The sequence below is a fragment of the Roseomonas gilardii genome, assembly GCF_001941945.1.
In the GTDB taxonomy this organism is placed as follows: domain Bacteria; phylum Pseudomonadota; class Alphaproteobacteria; order Acetobacterales; family Acetobacteraceae; genus Roseomonas.
Genome location: NZ_CP015583.1, coordinates 920,619 through 945,856 on the forward strand (window position 1 = coordinate 920,619; position 25,238 = coordinate 945,856).

A 25,238-nucleotide genomic window follows, 5' to 3' on the forward strand; every position below is an offset into this window, starting at 1 on the left:
CGCTGATGCTGCCCGCGCGGCCGCTCCGCGACCACCAGCGGCGCATCCTGGCCATCGCCCGCGCCATCGCCGGCGGGGCGGAGGCGCAGGACCTGCTGGCCGCCGTGACGCCGGGAGGCGGCAAGTCGCTGCTGCCGGTGCTGATGGCGCATGAGCTGATCGAGGCGGGGATCGTCGAGCGCGTCTGCTGGGTGGTGCCGCGCGACAGCCTGCGCCTCCAGGCCGAGGAGGCCTTCGCCGACCCGCTCTGGCGGCAGGCGCTGGGGCACCGCGTTTCCGTGCGCGCGGCGGAGAACGCGCCGGACCCCTGCCGGGGCTTGCAGGGCTATGTGACCACCTATCAGGGCGTGGCGGCGGCGCCGGACCTGCATCTGGCGGAGTTCCAGCGGCACCGGACGCTGCTGGTGGTGGACGAGGTGCACCACCTGCCGGCCCTGGCGGAGCTGGACCCGGGCGGGCGGGCGCGGGGAGAGGGCGAGACGGTGGACGAGGCCGCTGCCTGGTCGGCCGCGCTGCTGCCGCTGCTGGAATGCGCGCCGGTGCGGCTGCTGCTCTCCGGCACGCTGGAGCGGGCGGACGGACGGCGGATCCTGTGGCTGCCCTATCGGCGCGGGGCGAAGGCGGCGACGCACGAGGTCGACCTGGATGCGCCGGGCTGGGCGGTGGTCGGCTATTCCCGCGCCCAGGCCCTGGCCGAGCGCGCCGTGCTGCCGGTGACCTTCGGCGCGCTGGACGGGGAGGCTTCCTGGCTCGACGCCGCCGGGCCGGACGGGGCGCGGGCCACGGTCGGGCCGCACCGGCTCTCGGCCAGCGTGCCGGGGGAGACGACGCGGCCGGCGCTGTTCACCGCGCTGCGCACCGGCTTCGCGGAAACCCTGCTGCGCTATGCCTTCGAGGCGACGCGGGACCTGCGGACGAAGCGGCGCCGCGCCCGCGGGCTGGTGTCGGGGGAGGGCGCGCGCGGCCTGGGCAAGCTGCTGGTGGTGGCGCCGGACCAGAGCTGCGCGCGGCTCTATCTCGACATGCTGCGGCGCTGGGTGCCGGCGCGGCAGGCGGAGAACCTGCGCCTCGCGACCTCCGACGAGCGGGACGCGCATGAGGTGCTGGCAGCCTTCCGCCTGCGGCCGGAGCCTTCGATCCTGGTGACGGTGGCCATGGCCTATGAGGGGCTGGACGCGCCCGAGGTCGCGGTGGTGGCGGCGCTGACGCATATCCGCTCCCGCCCCTGGCTGGAGCAGATGGTGGCGCGTGCCACGCGGGTCGATCACCAGGCCGGGCCCTATGAGGAGCAGCAGGCGCTGGTCTTCCACCCGGACGACCCTTTCTTCGGCCAGTTCCGCTGGCGGATGGAGGAGGAACAGGGCACCCGCGCCCGCGCGGCCAAGCCGCCGCGCCAGGGCGTGCTGCCGCTCTGGCTGAAGGAGATGCGGGAGGAGGCGCGGGAGCGGGAAGGCATCGTGCCGCTGGAAAGCAACGCTCTGGCGCTGCGGCTTTCCACCCTGCGGCCGGGGCCGGACCTGGCGCAGCGGCGCCCGGAATTCTCCGAGCCGCAGCAGGAGCTGTTCGAGGCGCCCTCGATCGCCGAGCGGCGGCTGCGGGCGCGGGTCGGCGAGCTGGTGGCGGCGCAGGTGGTGGAGGATGAGGGAGCGCTGCATGCGCCGCGCGGCCAGGGCACCTACCACGCCTACAACGCCGCACTGAAGCGCGTGCTCGGCAACAAGGGGCGGGCGGAGATGACCCTGCCGGAGCTGGAGGCGGCGGTGTCCTGGCTGGAGCGGAACCGGCTGTCCGACCACCTGCATCTGCTGGCGGGCGACCACCGCTATGACTGGGCGGCGCGGCAACGGCAGGACTGGCGGCCGCCGGTCGGGCGCCCCGCCGCGCGGCGCCCGATACGGGAGCCGGCCAGGGAGCCGGCCAGGGAGCCGGTTCGGGAGCCAGTTCGGGAGCCGGTCCGGGAGGACACGGCGATCGCGCGGCAGACCGGCCGCAAACAGGCTTGAGGCACGGCGCCGCTGGCTTTACCTCCCCTTCCGGAAACCCCCGGCGATGCCGGGGCGGTGTCGCGGCCCGGCCGGTGCGGGCCGCTTCCGGCCCCCTGGCCCCGGAACGGCCGGCCAGCGGGCGCCGGTATGCGATCACGATGGACCGACCGATGCCATGGGCCTTCCCGCCGGAATGCCGACGCTGATGCCGCGACGGCCTGCCCTGCTGCTCGCCCTTCTCCTGGCGGGGTGCAGCGCCGACTACACGCCCGACACTTATGCCACGCGGGCCGTGCAGCAGGCGAACAAGGTGGAACAGGGCACCATCGCCGGGCTGCGCCCGATCGGCATACGCGCCGATGGCGCCACCGGCGCGGCGGCGGGCGCGGCGGCGGGCGGCATCGCCGGTTCGACGGTGGGGCAGGGCAGCACGGCCGGGGCCTTCGGCGCGATCGGCGGCGGGCTGATCGGCGGGCTGCTCGGCTCGGCGGCGGAGCGCGCGACCGGGGACACGGATGGCTATGAGTACATCGTGCGCAAGGCGAACGGGGAGCTGCTTTCCGTCACCCAGGTGGACAAGGTGCCGCTGGCCCTCGGGCAGAAGGTGCTGGTGATCACCGGCAATCAGGCGCGGGTGGTGCCGGACTACACGGTGGCCGAACAGCCGGGGGGCGCGGCGGCTGCGCATGCGACGACAGGGCCGCAGCCCGCCGCACCGGCGGGGGGAAGCCCCGCGGCGAATCCGGTGCCGAGTGCCGCTCCGGGGGCCGCGCCGGCCGGCATGCCTGCCCCAGCCCCCGGGCCCGTGGAGACCGCACCGCTTTCGCCTCCGGCAGAGGAACCCGCCAAGCCGGCGCAGACCCCGGCGACCAGCCCGGCTCCCGCCGTGCGCTCCCTCTTCCCGGGCTTTCCGACCCTGGGAACCTGACGTTCCCAGGGGATGCATCCGGAGCACCGGGGCATCCCTCCCGGCGTCCCGGTGTTCAAGGGGCGGCGTTCACCGGACGAGCCGCCGTGCCAGGCGGCGGGCGAAATCGCCGCGCGGCGGATCGAGCAGGCGGGCCAGGGCGAAGGGCCCATGCCGCACCCGGGCGCGCCAGTCACTGAACTCCGCGAAACCGGCAAAGCCGTGGTAGCGCCCATGGCCGGAGCCCCCCATGCCGCCGAAGGGCAGGTTGGGGAAGCCCACATGGTCCAGCACCCGGCCGGTGACGATGGCGCCGGCCCGGCTTCCCGCCGCGATCCGCTCTTCCTCACTCCGGCTGGCGCCGAAGAGGGACAGGGCCAGCGGCGCCGGGCGGCCGCGCAGCCAGCCGAGCGCCGCGTCCAGATCGGCGCATTCCACCACGCCGAGCACGGGCCCGAAGCGTTCCTCGCCCGAGTCACCGCCGAGGCGCAGCGGCGGCCCCGCCGGCCCTTCCGCCAGGGCCTCGCTGCCCGGTGACAGGCGCGCCTGCCGTTCCGCCTGCCAGGGCACCACCCGGCTTTCCGGGGCGATGCCAGTGGCGCGGGCGACCTGGGCGAAGGCGTCGCGGGAATGGCCCACCAGCAGCACCGTGTCGGGGGCCACGCAGGTCTGTCCGGCATTCAGCGCCTTGGCGGCCAGGATGGCGTGGACAGCGCGGTCCAGCCTTGCCCCCGGCAGGACCAGGGCGGCGCATTGCCCGCCGAGTTCCAGGGTCAACGGCGTGAGGTTCGGCGCCGCGGCCTCGGCCACCCGGCGCCCGGTGGCCGTGCCGCCAGTGAAGACCAGATGGTCCCAGGCCTGCGCCGCGAAATCCGCCGCCACCGCGACATCGCCCTGCACCACCCGGGCGATGCCGGGGCCCCAGGCGCGGGCGACGATCTCCTCCAGCAGCGCGGCGCAGCGGGGCGTGTGCTCGCTGGGCTTGATCGCCACGCGGTTGCCCGCCGCCACGGCCTCCAGCGCCGGCCAGAGAGCGAGTTGGACCGGGTAGTTCCAGGGTGCCATCACCCCGACCACCCCCTTGGGCACAGGTTCCGTCCAGGCCAGGCAGGGCTGGAAGGGCAGGGGCGCCAGCACCGGGCGCGGCCGTGCCCACCAGCGCAGCCAGCGCCGCGCCCGCCGTGCCGCCTGCACCGTCACCAGCACGTCGCCCAGCAGAGTGTCCTCCGCCCCGCGCCCGCCGAAATCGGCATCCGCCGCCGCCACGATCGCCTCCGACCGCCGCACCAGTTCCGCCGCCAGCGCCGCCAGCAGCCTGCGCCGCTCCGCGATCGGCGGCGCCGGCCCGGCGGCCCGCAACGCTGCGAGCACCGCGGCGGGGGAGGCTTCGAATGATTGGGCCGTTGGACCGGGATGCTCTGCCTCCCGGACCCTTTGCTGAAGAAGGGGCCGCTCAGGGGCACAGTGTGCCCCCGAGACCCCGCCGTGAGCGCTCCGCGAGGAGGGGGATTCGACCGCCGTCGCGCCGTCTGGCGACCGGTGTCCCGCTCCCCCTCCTCGCGGAGCGCTCATAGGGTTCCCAGGGACTAACGTCCCTGGGCGGGTGGGGTCCGGGGAGGGCAGAGCCATTCCCGGAGCACCCGGCCCAATCACTCGAAAGCCCCGCCGCCGGCGGAGTAGGCGCGGCCTTTCCAGGCGGCGCGGTGGCCGAGGGCGGAGCGGACCAGGGCGGTCCACTGGATCGCCAGGGCAACCAGCACGGTGGCGGGGTGGAGGGGGATGGTCCAGGAGGGTTCGCGGGACATCCAGGTGATCAGCCCGCGCAGGGCGTAGCCCAGGAGCAGGGCCAGGGCGGCCAGCGGGGCGGGCAGCAGCAGCCAGGGCAGGACATGGCCGCCGAGGAGCACGATCGTCCAGACGGGCAGGCCGAGGGGGGTCGCCATGCCTTCGCGGGCGTTCTTGAGGAAGCCGTTCCAGCTTTCGCGGAAGCCCCGGTACATGCGGCAGGTGGCGAGATGCGCGCCCGCCACCACCTCCGTCCGGTGGCCGGCGGCGCGGAGGCGGCGGGCGAGGGCCAGGCCGTCATGCAGCACGCCGCGCAGCGCCGCGTGGCCGCCGCTGGCGCGATAGGCGCCGGCCTCCACCAGAATGAGCTGCCCGCAGGCGGCGGCGAGCGCCGGGTGGCGGGTGAAGGCGCGCCCGGCGCCGGGCAGGTAGCCCAGCATCAGCAGGTTGATCGCCGGGACCGTCAGCGCCTCGCCCAGCGTGCCGATCTCCTGACGGGGCACGCCGCTCGCGAGGGTCAGCCGGTGCCGGCGCGCATGGTCGGCCAGGGCGACCGCCGCCTGGGGGGCGAGGCGCACATCGGCGTCGATGAAGAGCAGGTGCCCACCCCGCGCCGCCTCGGCGAGGCGGGCGCAGGCATGGACCTTGCCGGTCCAGCCCGGAGGCAGGGGCGGGGCTCGCAGCAGGCGCAGGCGGGGGTCGCGCTCCGCCAGGGCTTCCACGATGGCGGCGGTGCCGTCGCGGGAGCCGTCGTCCATCACCAGCACCTCCACCGCCACGCCGGCCGAGGCCAGGGCGGCCTGGACGCAGGCGGCGATATGGGCGGCCTCGTCGCGGGCGGGGATGAGGATCGAGACCAGTTCACCCGCCGGTTCCGTGCCGCGATCCGGTGCCTTCGGGCGCGGAAGCAGGATGGCGTTGAGCAGGGCCATGCCGACCGGGAAGAGCACCAGCGCCAGGGCCAGGACCTGCAGGAACAGCGACAGGCTCATCGGGCGTGCCGCGCGTCGAAGCCCTGCCCGCTGGCCAGGGCGCGCAGGCGGCGCCAGAGGTCGTAGGCGCCACCCATGCCCTCCCGCCCCTGCAACAGGGTGGTGAAGCGGTCGCCGTCGCGCGCGACGGCATCGCCCGCCAGGCGGTCCATGGTGGCGGTGAGCGCCGCGCGCAGCCGCTCCGCACGTTCGTCGCGGGTCATCGCCGCCAGCTCGGCGCCGGGGATGGGGGGGCCGAAACCGGCGAGCATCTCGGGCTTGCGCTCCGTCCAGAAGGGGTATTCCAGCGCCAGCGGCAGGAAGCGCGCGGCGGGGGCGATTTCCGGCAGGCGCAGCAGGCCGGGCACGATGCCCACGGGCCGTTCCCGCACATCCTGGAAGCGGCCGGGCGCGTTGATCCACAGGGCATGGCCCGGCACGGCCAGCACCCCCCGCGCCGTGCGCAGGAAGGAGGCCGCGCCGCGTGGCGTGCCGCTTTCCACGCCGAAGACGCCGAGCCGGCGCATGAAGCGGTAGCGGGACAGGGCCTCCGCCTCCATCGGGATGAAGGTGCGCTGCCGGGGGAGCAGGGCGGTGGAGAGCAGCATGAAGGCCACGCCGTCCCACCAGGAGGGGTGGTTGGCGAAGACCACCAGCGGCGTGCCGGGCGGGCCGGGATCGGGCTGCCCCCAGCGGGCGAGGCGCAGCGCCCGCATATGGCGGCGGCCGAAGCGGGTGAAGGCCCGGCGGAAGAAGCCGTGCCAGCGCGCGTCGTAGAGCGCGAGCGGGTCCTCCGCCATGCCGCTTCCTGCCGGCATGGCGGCTACTCGGCCGCCTGCGGCATGTCGGCCTCCCGCAACCCGGCCCGCTCCGCCGCCGCACCCATGCCGCGCCCGCCGAGGTCGCGGTCCAGCGCATCCGCCGCGATCCAGCCGGACATCATCACCATCGGCATGCCGGGCCCCGGATGCGCGGTGCCGCCGGCGAGGTAGAGCCCCTTCACGGCGCGCGAGCGGTTGCCGGGCTTGAAGGCGCCGAGGAAAGTGCCGTGCGAGGCGAGGCCATAGATGGCGCCGTTCAGCACCTTGTAGCGGTCGTGGATGTCCTGCGGTGTCAGGGCGCGCTCCACCACGATGCGCTCCTCGATATCCTCCATCCCGGCGCTGCGCTTCAGCTTGTCGAGGATGGTCTGCCGGTAGGCGGGCAGCATCCGCGACCAGTCGTGATGCGGGCGCAGATAGGGGGTGTGGACGAGGACGTAGAGCGCCTCGCCGCCTTCCGGCGCCACGGAGGGATCGCTGGCGGAGGGCGCGGCAAGATAGGCGGTCGGGTCCGGCGCGGGCTCGCCCCGGCGATAGATGCTGTCGAACTCCTCCTCCGCGTCGCGGGAGAAGACGAAGTCGTGGTGGGCCAGGTGCTCGTAGCGCTTCCGCAGGCCCAGATAGAGCACCACGCCGGAACAGGCGGGCTCGTAGCCCTTGCGCGCGTATTTCCGGCCGGTGTCGCCGCCCACCAGCTCCTTGTAGGTGCGGATGGCGTCCATGTTGGAGATGACGGCGTCGCAGGCGATGTGCTCGCCATTGGCGGTGACGCCCTTCACGCTTTTCCCCCCTGGACCGTCCTGGATGTCGAAGCCGGTGACCTCCACGCCCGGGCGCAGGTCGGCGCCGAGGTCGCCCGCCAGCTTCGCCAGCCCTTCCGCCACGGCGCGCGTGCCGCCGACGGGATACCAGACACCCTCGCTCGCCTGCATGTCGCCGATCGAGCAGAGCACAGCGGGCGCCTTGTAGGGGTTGGAGCCGACATACTGGCAGTAGTGGTCCAGCATCTGCGCCAGGCGCTCGTCCGGCACGTGGCTGCGGATGATCTTCGCGACGTTCTGGCCCATGCGGAGGCTCAGCACGTCCTTCATCGTGCCGGGCTGCATGTTGCTCCGCCAGTCGATCGTGTCGAAGAGGTCCTCGACCGGCTTCCAGAAGAAGAACTTCTCCGACACGCCGTGCAGGTGGCGCGCCAGCTTCTGGAACTTCTCGTAGCCGGGGCCGAGATCGCGGCCCGGCGCGAAATCCTCCATGGCGCGGGCCATGGCAGGCACGTCCTCCCGCAGGTCGATGCGCGTGCCATCCCCGAAGAAGCAGCGCCATTGCGGGTCGAGGCGGATCAGCGGCAGCTCCGCCTGCTGGTCGCGCCCGGCCTCGGCGAAGATCCGGCGCAGCACGCGCGGCACGGTCAGGATGGTCGGGCCCATGTCGAAGCGGAAGCGGCCGGAGCCGTCCGGCGCCTCCAGCTCCAGCACCGCCGCCTTGCCGCCGAGCCAGGGGTTCTTGTCGAAGAGCGTCACCTGATGCCCGCGCGCCTGCGCCACCGCCGCCGCGGCGAGGCCGCCCAGGCCGGAGCCGATCACCACCACCCGTGCCATCGTTCCCCTCCCCCTCAGGCTTCCGCCGGCGTGGCGGCCACCGCGCCGTGCAGCCGCGTGTCCACGCCGTGCAGGCCCATGTCGCGCAGGCAGAGATCGGCGCTGATGCGCGCCCCTTCGTAGATCACCGGCAGGCCGGAGCCCGGATGCGTGCCACCGCCGACAAGATAGACGCCCTGCACGTCATTGAAGCGGTTGCCGGGGCGGAAGGCCAGCATCTGCCGCAGGTCGTGCGCGAGGTTGAAGGTCGCGCCGAAGCCCACGGAGAACTCGTCCCGCCAGTCCATGGGCGTCACCATGCGCTCGTGCCGGATGCGGGGGCGCAGGTCGCCGATGCCGAGCTTCTGCACACGGTCCAGTGCCAATTCCCGGTAGTGGCTGGCCGCCCGGGACCAGTCCAGGCCGCGGGCATCGCCCTCCCGCAGGTTGGGCACGGGGACGAGGAGGTAGAGCGCGCTGTGCCCGGGCGGGGCCATGCCGTCCTCCGTGGCGCCGGCATGTTGCAGGTAGATCGAGGGCGTCTGCGGCAGCGTGCCCTCGCCGACCTCGCGCAGGTTCCGCTCGTAATCCTCGGCCAGCAGGATGCTGTGGTGCGCGAGTTGCGGAAAGGTGCCCTCCACGCCGAGATAGAGCATGAAGGTGGAGCAGGAATAGCGCGCCGTCTCGATCTTGCGGTCCGGCCAGCGGCGGCGGAGATGGTCGGGGATCAGGCGCGGCGCGGCATGGGCGAAATCCGCGTTCATCACCACCGCATCGGCGTCGAAGCTGCGGCCGCCGCTGTCCACGCCGCGCGCGCGCCGGCCCTCGAAGCGGATGCGGTCCACCGGGCTGTCGAGGCGAATCTCCGCGCCCAGGCGTTCCGCCACGCGCGCCATGGCCAGCGCCACCGCGCCGCAGCCGCCGCGCGGGTGGAAGACGCCGTGCTCGTATTCCAGGAAGCTCAGGATGGTGAACAGGCTCGGGCAGCGATAGGGGCTCATCCCGAGGTACTTGGTCTGGAAGGAGAAGGCGAGGCGCGTGCGCGGATCGCGGAAGAAGCGCCGCATGTCGCCATCCACGGATTTCGCCGGGCGCAGATGCGGCAGGGCGCGCAGCAGGTCCGGCGCCATCATGTCGGCGGCGCGGGTGAAGGCGCGTTCCAGCACCGGGCGGAAGCTCTTCAGCTTGGCGCGGTTGTCGGCCAGGAAGCGGCGCAGGTTGCCCGCGTCACGCGGGTCGAGCTTGGCGATCTCCGCCTCCATCCGGTCCAGGTCGGAGGTCGCGTCGAGCGTGACGCCGCCGTCGCCCTGCTCGAACAGCAAGCGGTATTGCGGGTCGAGGCGCAGGAGCTCCACCTCGTCGCGAAGCTCGGCACCGCAGTCGCGGAAGATCTCCTCCAGGATGCGCGGGTAGAGGAAGAAGGTCGGCCCGAGGTCGAAGCGATAACCGCCCGGGGCTTCCAGGCGCCGGTTGCGGCCGCCGACCATGCTGTCCTTCTCCAGCACGGTGACGCGCACGCCCCGCGCGGCCAGGAGCATCGCGGCGGCGAGGCCGCCCGGTCCGGCCCCAATGACCACCGCCTGCGGACGGTCGGACCGGATCGAAGGAGCGTAGAGAGGAGCATTCATCGTGTGGCGCTGGATCCGGTCAGGCGGGGGGAACGGGTGGCGAACTGTCCATGTTCGTGCGAACCGCCGGCCCGCAAGGCCCGCGACGCCACGGGACGGGCCATGCTCCGGTTTTCGTGACCATTCCGGTGCGGCCGGGCGCGGCCCCGCCTTCAGCCTTCGGGGAGCAGGTGCGGCGGGAGATCGGCCCGCCCGGCCACCCAGGCGGCCAGGGCGGGGAGGTGTTCCGGCCGGGCGGCCGCGGCAGCCAGCGCCTCGCCCAGGACCGGGCCGAACTTGAAGCCATGGCCGGAGGTGCCGCAGAGGGCGAGGCAGCGCTCCCCGGGCCGGGCCAGCGTGATGCGCTCCTCCGGCGCGACCTCGTAGTAGCAGGCGCGGGCGCCCAGCACCCGGTAGCCCGCGGCATCGCGCAGGCGCGGGCGGGCGAGGGCCAGGATCTCCTCCGCCTCCGCCGCGCTGGCCTCGCGCGGGTCCTCCGGATCGCCGCGCATCGAGAAACGGTGGTCGCCGATCTTCAGCGGCGTGCCGGCCACCGGCGGCACGGCGTAGAAGCCGCCGCTGGGCGAGAGGTCCAGCAGCATCGGCCCGGCCTCCCAGGCGGCACGATGCGCGGCGGGCGGTTCCAGGAAGACCACGATCTGGCGCGAGGGCGTGGCGCGCGGGGCGAGTTCCGGCAGCAGGGCGGCGGTCCAGGGGCCGGCGGCCAGGACCAGCAGGTCGGCCTCCGCCACCCTGCCGTCCGCGAGCCTCGCCTGGCCCCGCGCCGGGTCCACCGCCTCCACCCGCGCCCGGCGCAGCGTGACGCCGGCGGCCTCCAGATGGCGCGCCAGCCCGGCCACGATGCGTTCCGCCAGCAGCACCCCGCCCGTGGGCACCAGGGTCGCCTCGGCGAGTCCGGCCGGGTCGAGCATGGGGAAGCGGGCGGTGAGGCCGGCGGGCGGGATCTCCTCCATCCGGTGCCCTGCCGATCCCAGGGCGGTGCGGCTGGCGGCCAGCCAACTGTCCTGCGCATCCGCCAGCATCAGCGTGCCGGTGGGGATGTAGGGCGCCTCCCCGATGGCGGCGAAGAGGCGGTCCCAGGCCCGGTGGGCGCGGTCCACCATCCGCATATAGACCGCCTCCGCCCCATAGGCGTGGCGGATCAGCCGGTGATGGTCCACCGAGGAGCCGCGCGGGTTGGGGCAGGCATCCTGTTCCAGCAGTTCCACCGCCCAGCCCGCCCGGTGCAGCGCCCGGGCGGAGCAGAGCCCCATGATGCCACCGCCGACCACCAGCGCCTTGCCCATGCCCCCACAACCCTCCTCGCCTTTCCGGCGAATCATCGCCGGGGCGGGGAAGGCTGGACCAGGACCGGGCGGGACGGAAGCCGGGTGTGGCGTGCCGCGCCCCGCCGGTTGCGCCGGACGGGGCGCGGGACGCTCAGGGATGCAGCACGCCGCGAATCAGGAAGCCCACGGCGCCGACCGCCAGCACGCCGCAGGCCCAGAGCAGCACGAACCAGCCGAGGCGGCGCCAGCGGCCGGGCGCCGCCGCCATCTCAGTGATACCCGGCACCGGCCCGGACCTTGCCCCGGAAGAGCCAGTACACATAGCCCGTGTAGCCCAGGATGATCGGCAGCAGCACCACGGCGCCGACCAGCAGGAAGATCTGCGAGGAGGCCGGGGCCGCCGCCTGCCAGATGGTGACCGAGGGCGGCACGATATGCGGGTACATGCTGATGCCGAAGCCGACATAGGTGATCAGGAAGATGCACAGCGCCAGCACGAAGGGCTTCGCATCCGCCCAGAGCCCGTGCTGGTCCGCATCCCGCACCGCGCGGAAGTACAGCCAGGCCAGCGCGACCACGATGACCGGCACCGGCGCGGCGAGGACGATGTTGGGGAAGCCCAGCCAGCGCGCCGCGAAGGCGGGTTGCAGGAAGGGCATGGTGACCGACACCACGAAGATGAAGCAGAGCAGCACGGCCATCATGCTGCCGGCCTGGTGCCGGGCGCGGTCGTGCAGCGCGCCCTCGGTCTTCCACAGCAGCCAGCAGGCGCCGAGCACGCCATAGCCGGTGACGAGCGCCAGGCCGGTAAGCAGGGAGAAGGGCGTCAGCCAGTCCCACCAGCCGCCGGCATAGGCGTTGTTCTCGACATGGATACCCTGCACGAAGGCGCCGAGCGCGATGCCCTGGCAGAAGGTGGCGACGTAGGAGCCCCAGGAGAAGGCGCGGTCCCACCATTTCTGCTGCGTCTCGTTGGCGGCGCGGAAGCGCATCTCGAAGGAGACGCCGCGGAAGACCAGGGCGAGCAGCATCAGGATGACGGGCAGGTAGAGCGCCGGCAGGATGATCGAGAAGGCGAGCGGGAAGGCGGGCATCAGCCCGACGCCGCCCAGCACCAGCCAGGTCTCGTTGCCGTCCCAGACCGGGGCGATGCTGTTCACCGCCACGTCCCGGTCCTCCTTGCGCGGCATGACCGGGAAAAGGATGCCGATGCCGAGGTCGAAGCCGTCGAGGCAGACATAGACGAAGACCGCGACGGCGATGAGGAAGGCCCAGATGAAGGCCAGGACATGGGGGTCGAGCATCGCGCCTCACTCCGCCGGTTGGGTCTGGGGACGCGGGTCCGGCCCACGCTGGGCCGAGGGAGCGGGGGTGGTGCCCGCCGAGCGGATCGGCTTGTCGGTGGGCGGCCCTTCCTCGTGCGCCTGCGGCGTCTGCGAGAAGAGGCGGAAGAGGAACCAGATCCCGGCGCCGAAGACGATGAAATAGACGATGGCGAAGGCCACGAGCGAGGTGGCCACGGCCGGCGCGCCGATCGGCGCGACGCTGTTGGCCGTGGTCAGGTGGCCATAGACGGTGAAGGGCTGCCGCCCCGCCTCGGTTACGATCCAGCCCGCCGTGACCGCGACCAGCCCGGCCGGGCCCATGGCGATGGCGGCGCGCAACACCCAGGGCGTGTCATAGAGCCGCCCGCGCAGGCGCAGCACGAGGCTGCTCAGCCCCAGCCCGATCATCAGCAGGCCGAGCGCCACCATGATGCGGAAGGCGAAGAAGACCAGCGGGATGTTGGTGGGCCAGTGGTCGCGCGGCAGGTCCTTCAGCCCGCGCACCTCGCCGGTCCAGCTATGGGTGAGGTAGAGGCTGGCGAGGTTGGGGATGCCGACCTGCAGCCGCGTGCGCTCCTCCTCCGCCGAGGGGATGCCGAAGAGGATGGCGGGGGCACCGCGCTCCGTCTCGAAATGCCCCTCCATGGCGGCAAGCTTGGCCGGCTGGTGGTGGAAGGTGTTGCCGCCATGCAGGTCGCCCAGCACCGCCTGGATGGGCGCCACGATGGTGAGCATCCACATCGCCATGGAGAACATCACCCGGGCGCGCGGATTGGCCTCCCGCGTGCCGAGCGTGTCGTTGCGCCGCTCCCGCAGCACGTGGAAGGCGCCGACCGCGCCGACGATCAGCGCGGTGGTGAGATAGGCGCCGGTGACGGTGTGCAGGAAGCGGTAGGGGAAGGAGGGGTTGAAGATGATCGCCCACCAGTCCTCCGGATGGAAGCTGCCGTCGGGGGCGATGCTGAAGCCCTGCGGCGTCTGCATCCAGGAATTGGCGGCGAGGATCCAGAAGGCGGAGAAGCAGGTGCCGATCGCGACCAGGCAGGTGGCGGTGAAGTGCAGCCCCTTGCCCACGCGCTCCAGCCCGAAGAGCATCACGCCGAGGAAGCCGGCCTCCAGGAAGAAGGCGGTCAGGACCTCGTAGCCCAGCAGCGGCCCCAGGATCGGCCCGGCCCGGCGCGAGAGCTCCGACCAGTTGGTGCCGAACTGGTAGGACATGACGATGCCCGAGACCACGCCCATGGCGAAGGCGATCGCGAAGATCTTCAGCCAGTAGCGGAAGGTATCGAGATAGACGGCATTCCCCGTCCAGAGCCAGCGCGCCTCCAGCACCGCGAGATAGGAGGCGAGGCCGATGGTGAAGGCGGGGAAGAGGAAGTGCCAGACCACCACGAAGGCGAACTGGAAGCGGGCGAGGTCCAGCGCGCTGGGCAGCAGGGACTCGATCATGGGCGGGGGCTCCACGGATTCGGGCGTCGCGCTCCAACAGTTGAGCGCGGTGGGCGGTGCAGGATGGGTCACAAACGCGAGGGCTGGCGCATCATCTCTCTTTCCCTGGAATGGCTGCCCTGGGCGGGCGCGGGCCGCGCGCGATGGAAACCAGCCGGTCCTTCGCATCCAGAAGGCGGGTGACGCGCGCGCCGGGCGACAGGAGCATGGCAAGGCGCTCCGTCTCCGGCGTCCTCACGTCATCATACCAGCGGCTGAATGCGCAGAACCGGGAGAAGCCAAGTCCCCTTTGCAGCGGCCGGAGCGGACCTGGATATCCCCTTGTCCCCGGGGTTAGCCTTCGCATTCCGGCGGCCTCGTCGATCCGTCGCTCTCCGGGTTGGCCTTGCCGTGCGGTGCCCCTCGCCACGGGCCAAGGGGCGCGGCGCCCTGGGGGCACCACCCGCCATCCCGATGGAAGAGACATGGCCCAGAACATCTATGACAAGCCGGAGTTCTTCGCGGGCTACAGCCGCCTGGACCGTTCCGTCCACGGGCTGGACGGGGCTCCCGAATGGCCGGCCATCCAGGCGATGCTGCCGGATCTGCGCGGGCGGCGCGTCGTCGATCTCGGCTGCGGCTTCGGCTGGTTCGCCCGCTGGGCGGCGGAACAGGGGGCCCGCCAAGTGCTGGGGTTCGACCTGTCGGAGCGGATGCTGGAGCGGGCCAGGGCGGAAACGTCGCATCCCGCCGTGGCCTATGAACGGGCCGACCTGGAAAGCCTGGAACTGCCCATGGCGGGCTTCGACCTCGCCTACAGCTCACTCGCCTTCCACTACATCGCGGATTTTCCGCGGCTGGTCCGGATGCTGTTCCATGCCATCGCGCCCGGCGGGCATCTCGTCTTCACCATCGAGCACCCGATCTACATGGCCTCCCTGAATCCGGGCTGGCTGCTCCGGGACGACGGCACCCGCTACTGGCCGGTGGACCATTACGCAGTGGAGGGGGAGCGCCGCACGGACTGGCTGGCGGACGGGGTGGTGAAGCAGCACCGGATGCTGGGCACCACGGTGAATGCGCTGATCGGAGCCGGCTTCACGCTCCGGGCGCTCCGGGAATGGTCCCCGGCGCCGGAACAGCTCGCGGCGCGGCCCACCCTGGCGGAGGAGATGGACCGGCCGATGATGGCGCTCCTCGCCGCGCAACGGTAGGCGCGCGCGGGTCAGCCCATCCAGCCCGCCGGGCCCCAGAGCAGGGCGGTCAGCACCAGCCCGGTCACGGAGACGATGGTCTGCAGCACCGACCAGGCCCAGACGGTCTGGCCGAGGCGCAGGCCGAAGAACTCCCGGATCATCCAGAAGCCCGCATCGTTGACGTGGCAGAAGAAGACCGACCCCGAGCCGATCGCCAGCACCAGCAGGGAGGTCTGCGCCGGGGTCAGGCCGAAGCCGCCGACCAGCGGGGCCATCAGCCCGGCCACCGCCGTGGTCGCCACCGTGGCAGAGCCGGTCGCCTGGCGCAGGCAGACGGCGATCAGCCAGGCCAGCAGCACCAGCGGCATGCCGGTGTCCTGCGCGATCTTGCCAAGCGTGCCGGTGATGCCGGCCTCCACCAGCACCTGCTTGAAGCCACCGCCCGCGCCGATGGTCAGCAGCAGGATGGCGATGGGCGGCAGGGCGGCGCTCATCACCTTGCCCACCTCCGTCCGCGTGGCGCCGCGGGCCCAGCCCAGGGCGATGGCGGCGAAGACCACGCTGGTCGCCAGAGCCACGATGGGGGCGCCGACGGCCTCCAGCAGAGTCCGCGCCGCGCCGGGCGGCAGCGCCACCTGGGCCACGGTGCGGCAGAGCATCAGCGCGACCGGCAGCAGCAGCACCACCAGCGACAGGGCGAAGGAGGGGCGGGCGCCCGGCGTGACCCAGCTCTCGCCATGCTGCTCCTCCTTCCGCCGCGTCGCGGCCTGCCCGGCCTCCCGCATCGAGGGGATGCGCACGATCACATGGCTGTAGAGCGGCCCGGCCAGAGCCACCGCCGGCACGGCGATCAGCAGGCCGAAGCCCAGGGTCAGGCCGAGATCCGCGTGGAGCTGCGCGATGCCGATCAGCGGTCCGGGATGCGGCGGCACCAGCGCGTGCAGCGTCGTCATGCCGGCCAGAGCGGGGATGGCCACCTGCATCACCGGCAGCTTCGTCTTCTGCGCCATGGCGAAGATGATCGGGATCATGATGACCAGCCCGACCTCGAAGAAGAGCGGCAGGCCGATCAGCATGGCGACCAGGGCCAGCAGCCAGGGCAGGCTGCGCGCCGTGGCATGCTGCAGCACGCCGTCCACGATGCGGTCGGCCGCGCCCCCGGCGGTGAGCAGCCCGCCCAGCATGGCGCCGAGCGCGATCACCACGCCGATATCGCCCAGCACGCCGCCCGCGCCATGTTCGAAGGCGGGGGTGAGCTTTTCGATCGGCAGGCCGGTGATGGCGGCGAAGACGCCGGCGCCGAGCATGATGGCGAGGAAGGCGGCGATCCGGCCCCAGGCGATCAGCAGGACGATCACAGCGAGCGCGACCGCCACGGCAATGAGAAGAAGCGTGTCGCCGCTGTTCCAGGCTGCCGTCATAGGCATCACTCCACCAGTCCGGGTGGAAGCTCCCGCAGCGCGGAATCCCTGTCAAAGCAGGGCAGGCATGTGCCCGCCTGCGGGACGATCCGGACGGCCAATGATCGCGCGGATCGGGGGGGACGTTGCGCTGCTGGGCCGGCCCCGGGGGAGAGGCGCCGCCTCTCCGCCCGGACCCCCTCACCGCCGGGGACCGAAGCCGGTCCCCGGACCCCTGGCCCGAGTTGGCGCCTGTGGTGGCCGTCAGTTTCCAGGGTCGATCCCGCGGGGCCGACGGATACGGCGGGTGCTGCAGGAAGAAGACATGCCGGTCGCGCTGGTGGCGCCCGCAGCCGCCGGAGAGCCATGCTCTCCGGCACGATCCGGCCGCAGCAGGAGCCAGTGAAAGGCAGGTCCAGGAGCCACCGGCTCCTGGCGGATGGGGGTATCGGGGGTAAGGCGGAGCCTTCCCCCGGGCCACAAGTGCCGCGACGGCCGGCGCGGCTTGCCGCAGCTACTCCGCGGCGGGGCTGTAGATCTGGCTGCCGCCGTCGCGGAAGCGTTCCGCCATCTCGGCCATGCCTTCCTCGGCGGCGGCGCGGATGGCCTCGTCGCGGATGTCCTGGCTGATCTTCATGGAGCAGAACTTGGGCCCGCACATGGAGCAGAAATGCGCGACCTTGTGCGCTTCCTTGGGCAGGGTCTCGTCGTGATAGGCGCGCGCCGTTTCCGGATCGAGGCCCAGGTTGAACTGGTCCTCCCAGCGGAACTCGAAGCGCGCGCGGCTCAGCGCGTCGTCCCAGGCCCGTGCCGTGGGGTGACCCTTGGCGAGGTCGGCGGCATGGGCGGCGATCTTGTAGGCGATCACGCCGGCCTTCACGTCGTCGCGGTCAGGCAGGCCCAGATGCTCCTTCGGCGTGACGTAGCAGAGCATCGCCGTGCCGAACCAGCCGATCATCGCCGCGCCGATGGCCGAGGTGATGTGGTCGTAGCCCGGCGCCACATCGGTCGTGAGCGGGCCGAGGGTGTAGAAGGGTGCCTCGCCGCAGACCGCGAGCTGCTTGTCCATGTTGGCCTTGATCTTGTGCATCGGCACATGGCCGGGGCCCTCGATCATCACCTGGCAGTCGTGCTTCCACGCCACCTGGGTCAGCTCGCCCAGCGTTTCCAGCTCGGCGAACTGCGCCGCGTCGTTGGCATCGGCGATGGAGCCGGGGCGCAGGCCGTCGCCCAGCGAGAAGGCGACGTCATAGGCGCGCATGATCTCGCAGATCTCGTCGAAGCGCGTGTAGAGGAAGCTCTCCCGGTGATGCGCCAGGCACCACTTGGCCATGATCGAGCCGCCGCGCGAGACGATGCCGGTGACGCGCCGCGCGGTGAGCGGCACATGGGCGAGGCGCACGCCGGCATGGATGGTGAAGTAGTCCACGCCCTGTTCCGCCTGCTCGATCAGCGTGTCGCGGAACACCTCCCAGCTCAGCTCCTCGGCCACGCCGCCGACCTTCTCCAGCGCCTGGTACAGCGGCACGGTGCCGACGGGGACGGGGGCGTTGCGCAGGATCCATTCGCGCGTGTCGTGGATGTTGCGGCCGGTGGAAAGGTCCATGATCGTGTCGGCGCCCCAGCGGATCGCCCAGACCATCTTGTCCACCTCCTCCGCCACCGAGGAGCTGACCGCCGAGTTGCCGATATTGGCGTTGATCTTCACCAGGAAGTTCCGCCCGATCGCCATCGGCTCGGATTCCGGGTGGTTCACGTTGTTCGGGATGATGGCGCGGCCGCGGGCGATCTCGTCGCGCACGAATTCCGCCGTCACCACGTCCGGGATGCTGGCGCCGAAATCCTCGCCGTCGCGGATGACCTCGCGCAGCATCTCGCGGCGCATGTTCTCGCGGATGGCGACGAATTCCATCTCCGGCGTGACGATGCCGCGCCGGGCATAGGCCATCTGCGTCACCGCCGCGCCGGCCCTGGCGCGCAGCGGGCGGATGCGGCCCGGGAACCGCGGCACGCGGTGGCTGTCGGAAACGTTGCCGTTGTCCTCCGGCCGGATGGCGCGGCCCTCGGTCTCCTCCACGTCGCCGCGGGCGCGGATCCAGGCGTCGCGGGTGCGGGCGAGGCCGCTCGCGATGTCCACCTTCGCCTCGGGGTCGGTATAGGGGCCGGAGGCGTCGTAGAGCGTGACGGGCGGCTCCTTGGCGGAGGGGTGCACCGCGATCTCGCGGAAGGGCACGCGGAAGCCGCGCGCCGGGCATTCCACATAGACGCGGCGGGAGCCCGGGATCGGGCCGGTCACGACCTCGCCGATCTGCATGGGGGATTTCGGGGGAAGGCTGTCTGGCACGGTCGGATCTCCTGAACCTGCTTTCGGTCGGAGACCCGGGTCGTCTGGTGTGACGTCGGGGTGGGGCGCCTACGGATGATTCCCGGCCCGTGGCGGCCCGTTCCTGTCCCTTCGCCGGCATGACCCGGATCAGGTTCGAAGGGTCAGCGCGGCGGGCGGAAGCCCCAGCGCTATCTCAGCCCCTGAACCGGGACCCCCCTTGGAACATGCGCGCATCAGGGCCACGCGGCGCCGCGGCTGTCAACGGCCGAGGCGGCCCTCGCGGCTTCGTGCGCCCGGTCTGGTGTGCGGCTTCACGCGGTCAGGCGGCGACGGCGAGCACCGCAGGGCCGCGCTCCACCGCGCCCTGCTCCACCTGGAGATCGAGCAGGCCGACGAGACGGGCGAGGTCGCCGCGGACGAGGTGCACCATCTCCGCCGGCATGGACTTCATGCCGAAGGACAGGCGCAGGGTGCCATCCTCGCGGTGCGAGGCGAAATGGTCAGGCACCAGGTCGCGCTTGGCGAAGGGCTGCATCACGCGCGGCAGCAGGCCGGGAGAGGGCTCGGCGAGCAGGCTGAAGCGGGCGGCGACGGTGGCGGAAACGAGGTCGGACATGGCTCTGGAGGCCTCCGGAAAAGCACGGCGAAGAGGGGGTGACGGATCAGTGTCCCGGCCGCTCTTCGCCCGCCTCGGAGGGGAAGCCCCCTCGGGCGGCGCTCAGGCGACCGGGCGGATAATTCGCCGCGTGGAGGTCCAGACCGTCATGCCGGCGAGCCTAGGACGCGCTTCGGGTGGCTGTACAGGCAGCCCGGTGAAAACCGGCGCGGATCTGATCCGCGCCGGGTGCATGACGGGCCTCAGGCACTCGCGCCCGCCGCATGCATCTGGTCCTCCTCCGTGACGGTCTTGCGCCAGGGGGAGGGAATGACGATGCCCAGCTCCTCGAACCTCGCCTGGATGCGGCGGTTCAGCTCGCGCGCCACCGGGGCGCGCTGCGAGGGCTCGGTCTTCAGCCGGGCGCGCAGCACCACGCCGGTCTCCAGCAGCCGCTCCACGCCCATGACGTCCATGTCGTCGCGGATCGCCGCGCTCCAGCGCGTCTCGCCCCGCATCTCCTTCGCGATCTGGCGCAGCACCTCGGCCACGCGATCCGTGTCCTCGCCATAGGAGAGCGAGAATTCCAGCATGGCGAAGGCGAAGTCGCGGGTCATGTTGGTGACGGAGGTGACGGAGGAGAAGGGGATGATGTGCACCGACCCGTCCACCGCGCGCAGCCGGATGGAGCGGATCGAGAGCCGCTCCACCACCCCGGTCTGAGGCGGCGTGCCGAGGGTGACGCTGTCGCCCACCGCCACCGCATCCTCCAGCAGAAGGAAGAGGCCCGTCACCACGTCCTTCACCAGAGTCTGCGAACCGAAGCCGATGGCGACGCCGACGACCGAGGCGCCGGCGATCAGCGGCGCGACGTTCACCCCGATCTCGCTCAGCACGTTCAGCACCAGGAAGATCAGGATCACGATCATCAGCGCCGTGCGCATCATCGGCAGCAGGGTGCGCACGCGGGCGGAACGCGCCGCCTGCCCCTCGCGCGAGGCCCGGGTGAGCTGGCGGGCGATGGCGCTGTTCGCCACCTCCCAGACCAGGATGGCCACGAGCACGCTGACGCCGATGGAGCCCAGCGCCGCCAGGATGCGCGAGCCCAGCCTGCCCTGGGTGAACCAGGCGAAGGCGCCGATGCCCCAGGCCTCCAGCAGCAGCAGCAAGGCCGCCACGGTCAGCACGCCGCTCACCAGGCCGCGCAGCAGGGGGCCGTAGCGGGTGGCGCGCAGCTCCAGCCCCGGATAGCGGGCGGCGAGGCCGGCGGGGAGCGCCATGGCACGGTCCAGGAGCTGGCGCAGGCCCACATCGAGCCCCTTCGCCACGCCGAGGATCAGCAGCGTCGCCCCGGTGCCGCGCAGCAGGCGCGTGAAGCCGTCCGGCACCTCCAGTGCCCAGACGCCCCAGAGCGCGAGCAGCCAGAGGATGACCACCACGTGCCAGATCCCGGCCAGCCGGTTGCGCAGCGTGCGCAGCACGGCGCGGGAGCCCGAGGGCTCCTCGCCCGGCGCCAGTTCCGGCGCGCGCAGCAGCCCGGCCACCACCTGCCGCTTCTGCACCACGACGATGACCAGCATCAGCGAGACCAGCAGCATGATCAGCCGGATGATGCCGTCATGCACCGCCCAGGGGACGCCGAACTGCAGGCTGGCCTCGGCCAGCGCATAGCCGAAGACCGAGAGCCCCACGATGCGGCGCAGCCAGCGGGTGAAATAGGCCGCCGTCTCGTCCGGCATGCGGATCAGCCGCAGATGCGCCGAGGCGGGCGAGAGCAGCATGCGCGAAGCCATCATGATGGCCCGGCACAGCACATAGGCGTTGTTGACGGTGAGCAGCACCAGCTCCGTGGTGGGCAGGGGATGCACCGCATCCACCATCGGATAGGCGACCAGCGCGAAGCCCAGCACCGGCAGCAGGTCGAGCAGCAGGCGCCCGGCCACGATGGGCACGCGGCGCAGCCAGTTCCAGCGGTCGCCCGGCGCCGGGGCCATGGCGTCCAGCCGCCGGCGCGGCGCGCGCAGCAGGTGATAGACCGCGATTTCCGCCAGCACGCCGAGGCCGAAGGTCAACAGCATCTTCCAGGCGGCGTCGGTGATGCGGACCCGCGCCACCGGGTCGCGCGCCACGCCGGAGGCCCAGGAGGCCACGGCCGGCAGGTCGGCGAGCACCCGTGCCCCGGCCATGACCTGGGCCACCGCGTGGCGCAGGCGTTCGGCCGCGCCGCTGGCGATCTGGCCGACCAGGTTGTTCGGCACCACGACGGAGCTGGCGGGGGCGGTCTCGGCGGCGGGCGGGGCGGCGGCCGCTGCCTCCGCGGGCGCGGCAGAGGGGGCGGCAGAGGGGGCGGATGCGGGCGCCGGGGAAGGGGCCGTCGAAGGGGCCGTCGAAGGGGCCTCGGCCGTGGCGGGGGCACCGCCCTCGCGCCTTGCCCGCTCGGCCGCGTTCAGGGTCTCCAGGCTTCGGATCAGCTCGTTGCGCCGGCTCTCGTCGCGCAGCACGCCGAGCATGCGCTCGGCCTCGCCCGGAGGCAGGCCGGCGGCGCGGCCCGGGCTGGCGGTCTGGCTGCCGTTATGGGCGGCTGGCGGCGTGGCCGGGCGTGGCGTCGGGGCGGGCTCGGCGGGCCGGGGCGGCGTTGGGGCCGCCGGGGCGGGGCTCACGGGCTGTGCCGGCGGCAGCGGCTCGGCCGGCGCCATCTGGGCCAGCGCCTCCGGTCCGGCCAGGGGAAGCGGCAGGGCCAGGGTCAGGCTGGCCAGGAACAACAGGGCCAGAAGTCTGGCGAGGGGGCGGCGAGGCATGGTGGCGCCTTGGACCGCGCCGCGTGGCGCCGGTCAATCGGGTACCGTCAATCGGGTGTCCCGCCGGGCGCCCGCGCCAGCCATGAGAGTGCCCCGGCGGCGATGCGGGCCAGGGGCGTTGCGCTCCGGCCGTTCCGGCACAACTCTGATCGCATGATCACGCTCCTCACCATCCTGACGGCACTCGCCATGCTGGCCACGCTCGGCGTCCTCTTCGCGGGCATGATCGGCATGGTGGGCGGACGCGAGGATGGGGCGCGGTCCAACCGGCTGATGCGCTGGCGCGTCGGGCTCCAGGCGCTGGCGCTGGGGCTTTTCGCGCTGCTCCTGCTGCTGACGCGCCGCTAGGGCGGGCCTCGCGGCGGCGGGATGCCCCCCATGGGAGGAGGCTGCCTTGCCAGCCCGTAATGCCCCGCCTTATGGTCCGCGGCGCCTGGTCCGCCGATGCGCGGGCCGATCCTCCGGCGGGCCATGGTCCCGTCATCGTCTCGGGAAACGGCTGGAAACACGATGAAGCTACTGGTGCCCGTGAAGCGGGTGGTGGACTACAACGTGAAGGTACGCGTGAAGTCGGACGGGAGTGGCGTCGAGACGGCGAACGTCAAGATGTCGATGAACCCGTTCGACGAGATCGCGGTCGAGGAAGCGGTGCGGCTGAAGGAGCGTGGCATCGCGAGCGAGATCGTGGCGGTCTCGGTGGGCCCGGCGCAGGCGCAGGAGCAGATCCGCACGGCGCTGGCGATGGGGGCTGACCGCGGTATCCTGGTGGAGCAGGAGGGCGCGGTGGAGCCGCTGGCGGTGGCGCGGATCCTCAAGGCGCTGGCCGAGCGCGAGCAGCCGGGGCTGATCGTGCTGGGCAAGCAGGCGATCGACGACGACATGAACGCCACGGGGCAGATGCTGGCGGCGCTGCTGGGCTGGGGGCAGGGGACCTTCGCGAGCAAGGTGGAGGTGGCCGACGGCGTGGCGAAGGTCACGCGCGAGATCGATGGCGGGCTGGAGACGGTGTCGCTGAAGCTGCCGGCGGTGGTGACCACGGACCTGCGGCTGAACGAGCCGCGCTATGCCTCGCTGCCCAACATCATGAAGGCGCGCAAGAAGCCGATCGAGACGGTGAAGCCGTCGGATCTGGGGGTGGATGCGAGCCCGCGGCTGACGGTGCTGAAGGTGGAGGAGCCGGCGAAGCGCCAGGCGGGGGTGAAGGTGGGCTCGGTGGCCGAGCTGGTGGACAAGCTGCGCAACGAAGCAAAAGTCATTTGAGCGGGGGTGATCTGAGATGAGTATCCCGGTGAGCATCCTGGTCCTGGCCGACCATGACGGCAGCCACGTCAACCAGCCGACCCGCTCGGCGATCGCGGCGGCCCGGAAGCTGGCCCAGGCGGCGGGCGGCGAGGTGCACCTGCTGGTCTCGGGGGCGGCGGCGGTGGCGCAGTCCGCCACAGCAATCGCGGGCATCGCGAAGGTGCTGCATGCCGAGGGCGACGGGCACATGCTGGCCGAGCCGCTCTCGGCGCTGCTGGTGGAGCTTGCGCCGGGCTACACGCACCTGCTGGCCCCGGCCACGGCGGTGGGCAAGAACGTGATGCCGCGCGCGGCCGCGCTGCTGGACGTGCAGCCGGTCTCCGACATCTCGGACGTGGTGGATGCCGAAACCTTCGTGCGGCCGATCTATGCGGGCAACGCGCTGGCAACCGTGCGCTCGGCGGATGCGAAGAAGGTGGTGACGGTGCGGGCGGCCTCCTTCGACCCGGTGGCGGCCGAAGGCGGCACGGCGTCGGTGGAGAGCGTGGCGGCGGTGGCCGATCCGGGGGTGTCGTCCTTCGTGGGCGCCGAGATCGCCAAGAGCGAGCGTCCGGAGCTGACGGCGGCGCGGGTGGTGATCTCGGGCGGCCGGGCGATGGGGTCGGCGGAGAACTTCGCGATCCTGGACAAGCTGGCCGACCGGCTGGGGGCGGCGGTGGGGGCGAGCCGGGCCGCGGTGGATGCGGGCTATGCGCCCAACGACCACCAGGTGGGCCAGACCGGCAAGATCGTGGCGCCGGAGCTCTACATGGCCTTCGGCATCTCAGGGGCCATCCAGCACCTGGCGGGGATGAAGGACAGCAAGGTGATCGTGGCCGTCAACAAGGACGAGGAGGCGCCGATCTTCCAGGTCGCCGACTACGGCCTCGTCGGCGACCTCTTCTCCGTCGTCCCGGAACTCGAAGCCGCTCTCGGCAAGGGCTGAGCCGGCCGCGCGTCCGGGGCCACGCCCCGGACGCGCCATTCCGGAACGGGGCCGGTCCGCCTTCCTGCGGGACCGGTTTCCGCCGCAACACCACGTGAGGGAGAAGAGGCTGTGGAGATCGCTTCCGTCGGCGTGATCGGTGCCGGGCAGATGGGCAACGGCATCGCGCAGGTCTGCGCCGTGTCCGGCCTCGCCGTCACCCTGGTGGATGTCAACGAGGCGGCGCTGGAGAAGGCGCGCGCCACCATGGCGAAGAACCTGGACCGGCAGGTCGCCAAGGGCACGATCCAGGCCGCCGACAAGGAGGCCGCGCTGGGCCGCATCGCCGCCGGCACCGACATGGCGGCACTGGGCGGCTGCGACATCGTGATCGAGGCCGCGACCGAGCGCGAGGAACTGAAGCGCAAGATCTTCGAGAGCCTCTGCCCGAAGCTGAAGCCCGGTGCGATCCTCGCCACCAACACCAGCAGCATCTCCATCACCCGCCTTGCCACGGCGACGGACCGGCCGGGGCGCTTCATCGGCATGCACTTCTTCAACCCCGTGCCGGTGATGAAGCTGGTGGAGGTGATCCGCGGCATCGCCACGAAGGAGGCCACCGTGCAGGCGGTGGAGGCGCTGGCGAAGCGGCTCGGCAAGACGGTGGCGACAGCCGAGGATTATCCGGGCTTCATCGTCAACCGCATCCTGATGCCGATGATCAACGAGGCCATCACCACCCTGCAGGAAGGGGTGGGCGGCGTGGTGTCCATCGACACGGCGATGAAGCTCGGCACCAACCAGCCGATGGGGCCGCTGGAACTGGCCGACTTCATCGGGCTGGACACCTGCCTCGCGATCATGCGGGTGCTGCACGAGGGGCTGGGCGACAGCAAGTACCGGCCCTCGCCGCTGCTGGTGAAGTATGTCGATGCCGGCTGGCTGGGCCGGAAGACGGGCAAGGGCTTCTACGACTATTCGGGCGAGACTCCGAAGCCAGCGCGTTAGGCAAAATCCAGAAA

The 25,238-nt window shown here is 72.2% G+C and carries 20 protein-coding genes and 1 riboswitch; of the genes, 7 read left to right on the top strand and 13 right to left on the bottom strand.

Annotated elements, in window-relative coordinates; translation table 11 throughout:
• Positions 1 to 5: 5 nt before the first annotated feature.
• Entirely contained in the window at positions 6 to 2,003 is a 1,998-nt protein-coding gene (locus RGI145_RS26065) for a DEAD/DEAH box helicase family protein (RefSeq protein WP_075797330.1), read from the top strand.
• A 187-nt stretch (positions 2,004 to 2,190) separates the two neighbouring features.
• Positions 2,191 to 2,913 (top strand): hypothetical protein, encoded by a 723-nt coding sequence (locus RGI145_RS04030; RefSeq protein WP_237183198.1) that lies wholly within the window; start codon positions 2,191 to 2,193, stop codon positions 2,911 to 2,913.
• Positions 2,914 to 2,982: 69 nt separating this feature from the next.
• On the opposite strand, the gene RGI145_RS04035 is transcribed toward RGI145_RS04030, so the two are convergent.
• The 9 genes from RGI145_RS04035 to RGI145_RS04075 all read right to left on the bottom strand — a co-directional run bounded on the left by RGI145_RS04035 (position 2,983) and on the right by RGI145_RS04075 (position 13,716).
• Positions 2,983 to 4,263 (bottom strand): aldehyde dehydrogenase family protein, encoded by a 1,281-nt coding sequence (locus RGI145_RS04035; RefSeq protein ID WP_075797331.1) that lies wholly within the window; start codon positions 4,261 to 4,263, stop codon positions 2,983 to 2,985.
• Positions 4,264 to 4,541: 278 nt separating this feature from the next.
• Positions 4,542 to 5,669 (bottom strand): glycosyltransferase, encoded by a 1,128-nt coding sequence (locus RGI145_RS26070; protein ID WP_075797332.1) that lies wholly within the window; start codon positions 5,667 to 5,669, stop codon positions 4,542 to 4,544.
• Positions 5,666 to 6,448: a lysophospholipid acyltransferase family protein gene (locus tag RGI145_RS04045; RefSeq protein WP_075797333.1), complete on the bottom strand. Its 783-nt coding sequence runs from the start codon at positions 6,446 to 6,448 to the stop codon at positions 5,666 to 5,668. The genes RGI145_RS26070 and RGI145_RS04045 overlap by 4 nt, the downstream gene beginning before the upstream one ends.
• A gap of 23 nt (positions 6,449 to 6,471) precedes the next feature.
• Positions 6,472 to 8,067: a phytoene desaturase family protein gene (locus RGI145_RS04050; RefSeq protein WP_075797334.1), complete on the bottom strand. Its 1,596-nt coding sequence runs from the start codon at positions 8,065 to 8,067 to the stop codon at positions 6,472 to 6,474.
• A 14-nt stretch (positions 8,068 to 8,081) separates the two neighbouring features.
• Complete coding sequence (crtI, locus tag RGI145_RS04055) at positions 8,082 to 9,674, bottom strand: phytoene desaturase family protein (protein WP_075797335.1); 1,593 nt, start codon at positions 9,672 to 9,674, stop codon at positions 8,082 to 8,084.
• Positions 9,675 to 9,826: 152 nt separating this feature from the next.
• Positions 9,827 to 10,960 carry an FAD-dependent oxidoreductase gene (locus tag RGI145_RS04060; protein WP_075797336.1) on the bottom strand — a complete coding sequence of 378 codons (1,134 nt, stop codon included), beginning with the start codon at positions 10,958 to 10,960 and terminating at the stop codon, positions 9,827 to 9,829.
• A gap of 133 nt (positions 10,961 to 11,093) precedes the next feature.
• Positions 11,094 to 11,228 (bottom strand): DUF2474 family protein, encoded by a 135-nt coding sequence (locus RGI145_RS04065; protein WP_237183199.1) that lies wholly within the window; start codon positions 11,226 to 11,228, stop codon positions 11,094 to 11,096.
• Positions 11,212 to 12,246: a cytochrome d ubiquinol oxidase subunit II gene (gene cydB / locus RGI145_RS04070; RefSeq protein WP_075797338.1), complete on the bottom strand. Its 1,035-nt coding sequence runs from the start codon at positions 12,244 to 12,246 to the stop codon at positions 11,212 to 11,214. The genes RGI145_RS04065 and cydB overlap by 17 nt, the downstream gene beginning before the upstream one ends.
• Before the next feature lie 6 nt (positions 12,247 to 12,252).
• Positions 12,253 to 13,716 carry a cytochrome ubiquinol oxidase subunit I gene (locus RGI145_RS04075; protein ID WP_075797339.1) on the bottom strand — a complete coding sequence of 488 codons (1,464 nt, stop codon included), beginning with the start codon at positions 13,714 to 13,716 and terminating at the stop codon, positions 12,253 to 12,255.
• Between the two features lie 464 nt (positions 13,717 to 14,180).
• Here RGI145_RS04075 and RGI145_RS04085 point away from each other — a divergent pair, with 464 nt between their 5' ends.
• Entirely contained in the window at positions 14,181 to 14,909 is a 729-nt protein-coding gene (locus RGI145_RS04085; protein ID WP_075797340.1) for a class I SAM-dependent methyltransferase, read from the top strand.
• An 11-nt stretch (positions 14,910 to 14,920) separates the two neighbouring features.
• Here the strand turns inward: RGI145_RS04085 and RGI145_RS04090 are convergent, their stop codons facing one another.
• The 4 genes from RGI145_RS04090 to RGI145_RS04105 all read right to left on the bottom strand — a co-directional run bounded on the left by RGI145_RS04090 (position 14,921) and on the right by RGI145_RS04105 (position 22,010).
• Positions 14,921 to 16,312, bottom strand: coding sequence for a GntP family permease (locus RGI145_RS04090; RefSeq protein ID WP_208863926.1), 1,392 nt, complete (start codon positions 16,310 to 16,312; stop codon positions 14,921 to 14,923).
• 493 nt (positions 16,313 to 16,805) lie between these two features.
• Entirely contained in the window at positions 16,806 to 18,605 is a 1,800-nt protein-coding gene (gene thiC, locus RGI145_RS04095) for a phosphomethylpyrimidine synthase ThiC (protein ID WP_075797342.1), read from the bottom strand.
• Positions 18,606 to 18,723: 118 nt separating this feature from the next.
• Positions 18,724 to 18,845, bottom strand: a riboswitch (TPP riboswitch).
• Positions 18,846 to 18,936: 91 nt separating this feature from the next.
• On the bottom strand, positions 18,937 to 19,233 hold the full coding sequence (locus RGI145_RS04100; RefSeq protein WP_075797343.1) for a hypothetical protein: 297 nt from the start codon (positions 19,231 to 19,233) through the stop codon (positions 18,937 to 18,939).
• A 242-nt stretch (positions 19,234 to 19,475) separates the two neighbouring features.
• The gene (locus RGI145_RS04105) at positions 19,476 to 22,010 is read right to left on the bottom strand and encodes a mechanosensitive ion channel family protein (protein ID WP_075797344.1); all 2,535 of its coding nucleotides are present in this window, start codon (positions 22,008 to 22,010) and stop codon (positions 19,476 to 19,478) included.
• Between the two features lie 153 nt (positions 22,011 to 22,163).
• On the opposite strand from RGI145_RS04105, the gene RGI145_RS04110 reads away from it, so the two are divergent.
• From RGI145_RS04110 to RGI145_RS04125, 4 genes are all read left to right on the top strand, one after another.
• Positions 22,164 to 22,358: a twin transmembrane helix small protein gene (locus RGI145_RS04110; RefSeq protein WP_075797345.1), complete on the top strand. Its 195-nt coding sequence runs from the start codon at positions 22,164 to 22,166 to the stop codon at positions 22,356 to 22,358.
• A 162-nt stretch (positions 22,359 to 22,520) separates the two neighbouring features.
• Entirely contained in the window at positions 22,521 to 23,270 is a 750-nt protein-coding gene (locus RGI145_RS04115; RefSeq protein ID WP_075797346.1) for an electron transfer flavoprotein subunit beta/FixA family protein, read from the top strand.
• Positions 23,271 to 23,298: 28 nt separating this feature from the next.
• Positions 23,299 to 24,237, top strand: coding sequence for an electron transfer flavoprotein subunit alpha/FixB family protein (locus RGI145_RS04120; protein ID WP_075799822.1), 939 nt, complete (start codon positions 23,299 to 23,301; stop codon positions 24,235 to 24,237).
• 111 nt (positions 24,238 to 24,348) lie between these two features.
• A complete protein-coding gene (locus RGI145_RS04125; RefSeq protein ID WP_075797347.1) occupies positions 24,349 to 25,224 on the top strand; it encodes a 3-hydroxybutyryl-CoA dehydrogenase in 876 nt (291 codons plus the stop codon).
• Positions 25,225 to 25,238 lie beyond the last annotated feature (14 nt).

What these genes read in the sequence shown, in the direction of transcription:
- RGI145_RS04090 (WP_208863926.1), bottom strand. Translation starts at nt 16,312, where the DNA reads ATGACGGCAGCCTGGAACAGCGGCGACACGCTTCTTCTCATTGCCGTG.
- RGI145_RS04030 (WP_237183198.1), top strand. Translation starts at nt 2,191, where the DNA reads ATGCCGCGACGGCCTGCCCTGCTGCTCGCCCTTCTCCTGGCGGGGTGC.
- thiC (WP_075797342.1), bottom strand. Translation starts at nt 18,605, where the DNA reads ATGCAGATCGGCGAGGTCGTGACCGGCCCGATCCCGGGCTCCCGCCGC.
- RGI145_RS04045 (WP_075797333.1), bottom strand. Translation starts at nt 6,448, where the DNA reads ATGGCGGAGGACCCGCTCGCGCTCTACGACGCGCGCTGGCACGGCTTC.
- crtI (WP_075797335.1), bottom strand. Translation starts at nt 9,674, where the DNA reads ATGAATGCTCCTCTCTACGCTCCTTCGATCCGGTCCGACCGTCCGCAG.
- RGI145_RS04075 (WP_075797339.1), bottom strand. Translation starts at nt 13,716, where the DNA reads ATGATCGAGTCCCTGCTGCCCAGCGCGCTGGACCTCGCCCGCTTCCAG.
- RGI145_RS04115 (WP_075797346.1), top strand. Translation starts at nt 22,521, where the DNA reads ATGAAGCTACTGGTGCCCGTGAAGCGGGTGGTGGACTACAACGTGAAG.
- cydB (WP_075797338.1), bottom strand. Translation starts at nt 12,246, where the DNA reads ATGCTCGACCCCCATGTCCTGGCCTTCATCTGGGCCTTCCTCATCGCC.
- RGI145_RS04050 (WP_075797334.1), bottom strand. Translation starts at nt 8,067, where the DNA reads ATGGCACGGGTGGTGGTGATCGGCTCCGGCCTGGGCGGCCTCGCCGCG.
- RGI145_RS04085 (WP_075797340.1), top strand. Translation starts at nt 14,181, where the DNA reads ATGGCCCAGAACATCTATGACAAGCCGGAGTTCTTCGCGGGCTACAGC.
- RGI145_RS04105 (WP_075797344.1), bottom strand. Translation starts at nt 22,010, where the DNA reads ATGCCTCGCCGCCCCCTCGCCAGACTTCTGGCCCTGTTGTTCCTGGCC.
- RGI145_RS26065 (WP_075797330.1), top strand. Translation starts at nt 6, where the DNA reads ATGCTGCCCGCGCGGCCGCTCCGCGACCACCAGCGGCGCATCCTGGCC.
- RGI145_RS04100 (WP_075797343.1), bottom strand. Translation starts at nt 19,233, where the DNA reads ATGTCCGACCTCGTTTCCGCCACCGTCGCCGCCCGCTTCAGCCTGCTC.
- RGI145_RS04110 (WP_075797345.1), top strand. Translation starts at nt 22,164, where the DNA reads ATGATCACGCTCCTCACCATCCTGACGGCACTCGCCATGCTGGCCACG.
- RGI145_RS26070 (WP_075797332.1), bottom strand. Translation starts at nt 5,669, where the DNA reads ATGAGCCTGTCGCTGTTCCTGCAGGTCCTGGCCCTGGCGCTGGTGCTC.
- RGI145_RS04060 (WP_075797336.1), bottom strand. Translation starts at nt 10,960, where the DNA reads ATGGGCAAGGCGCTGGTGGTCGGCGGTGGCATCATGGGGCTCTGCTCC.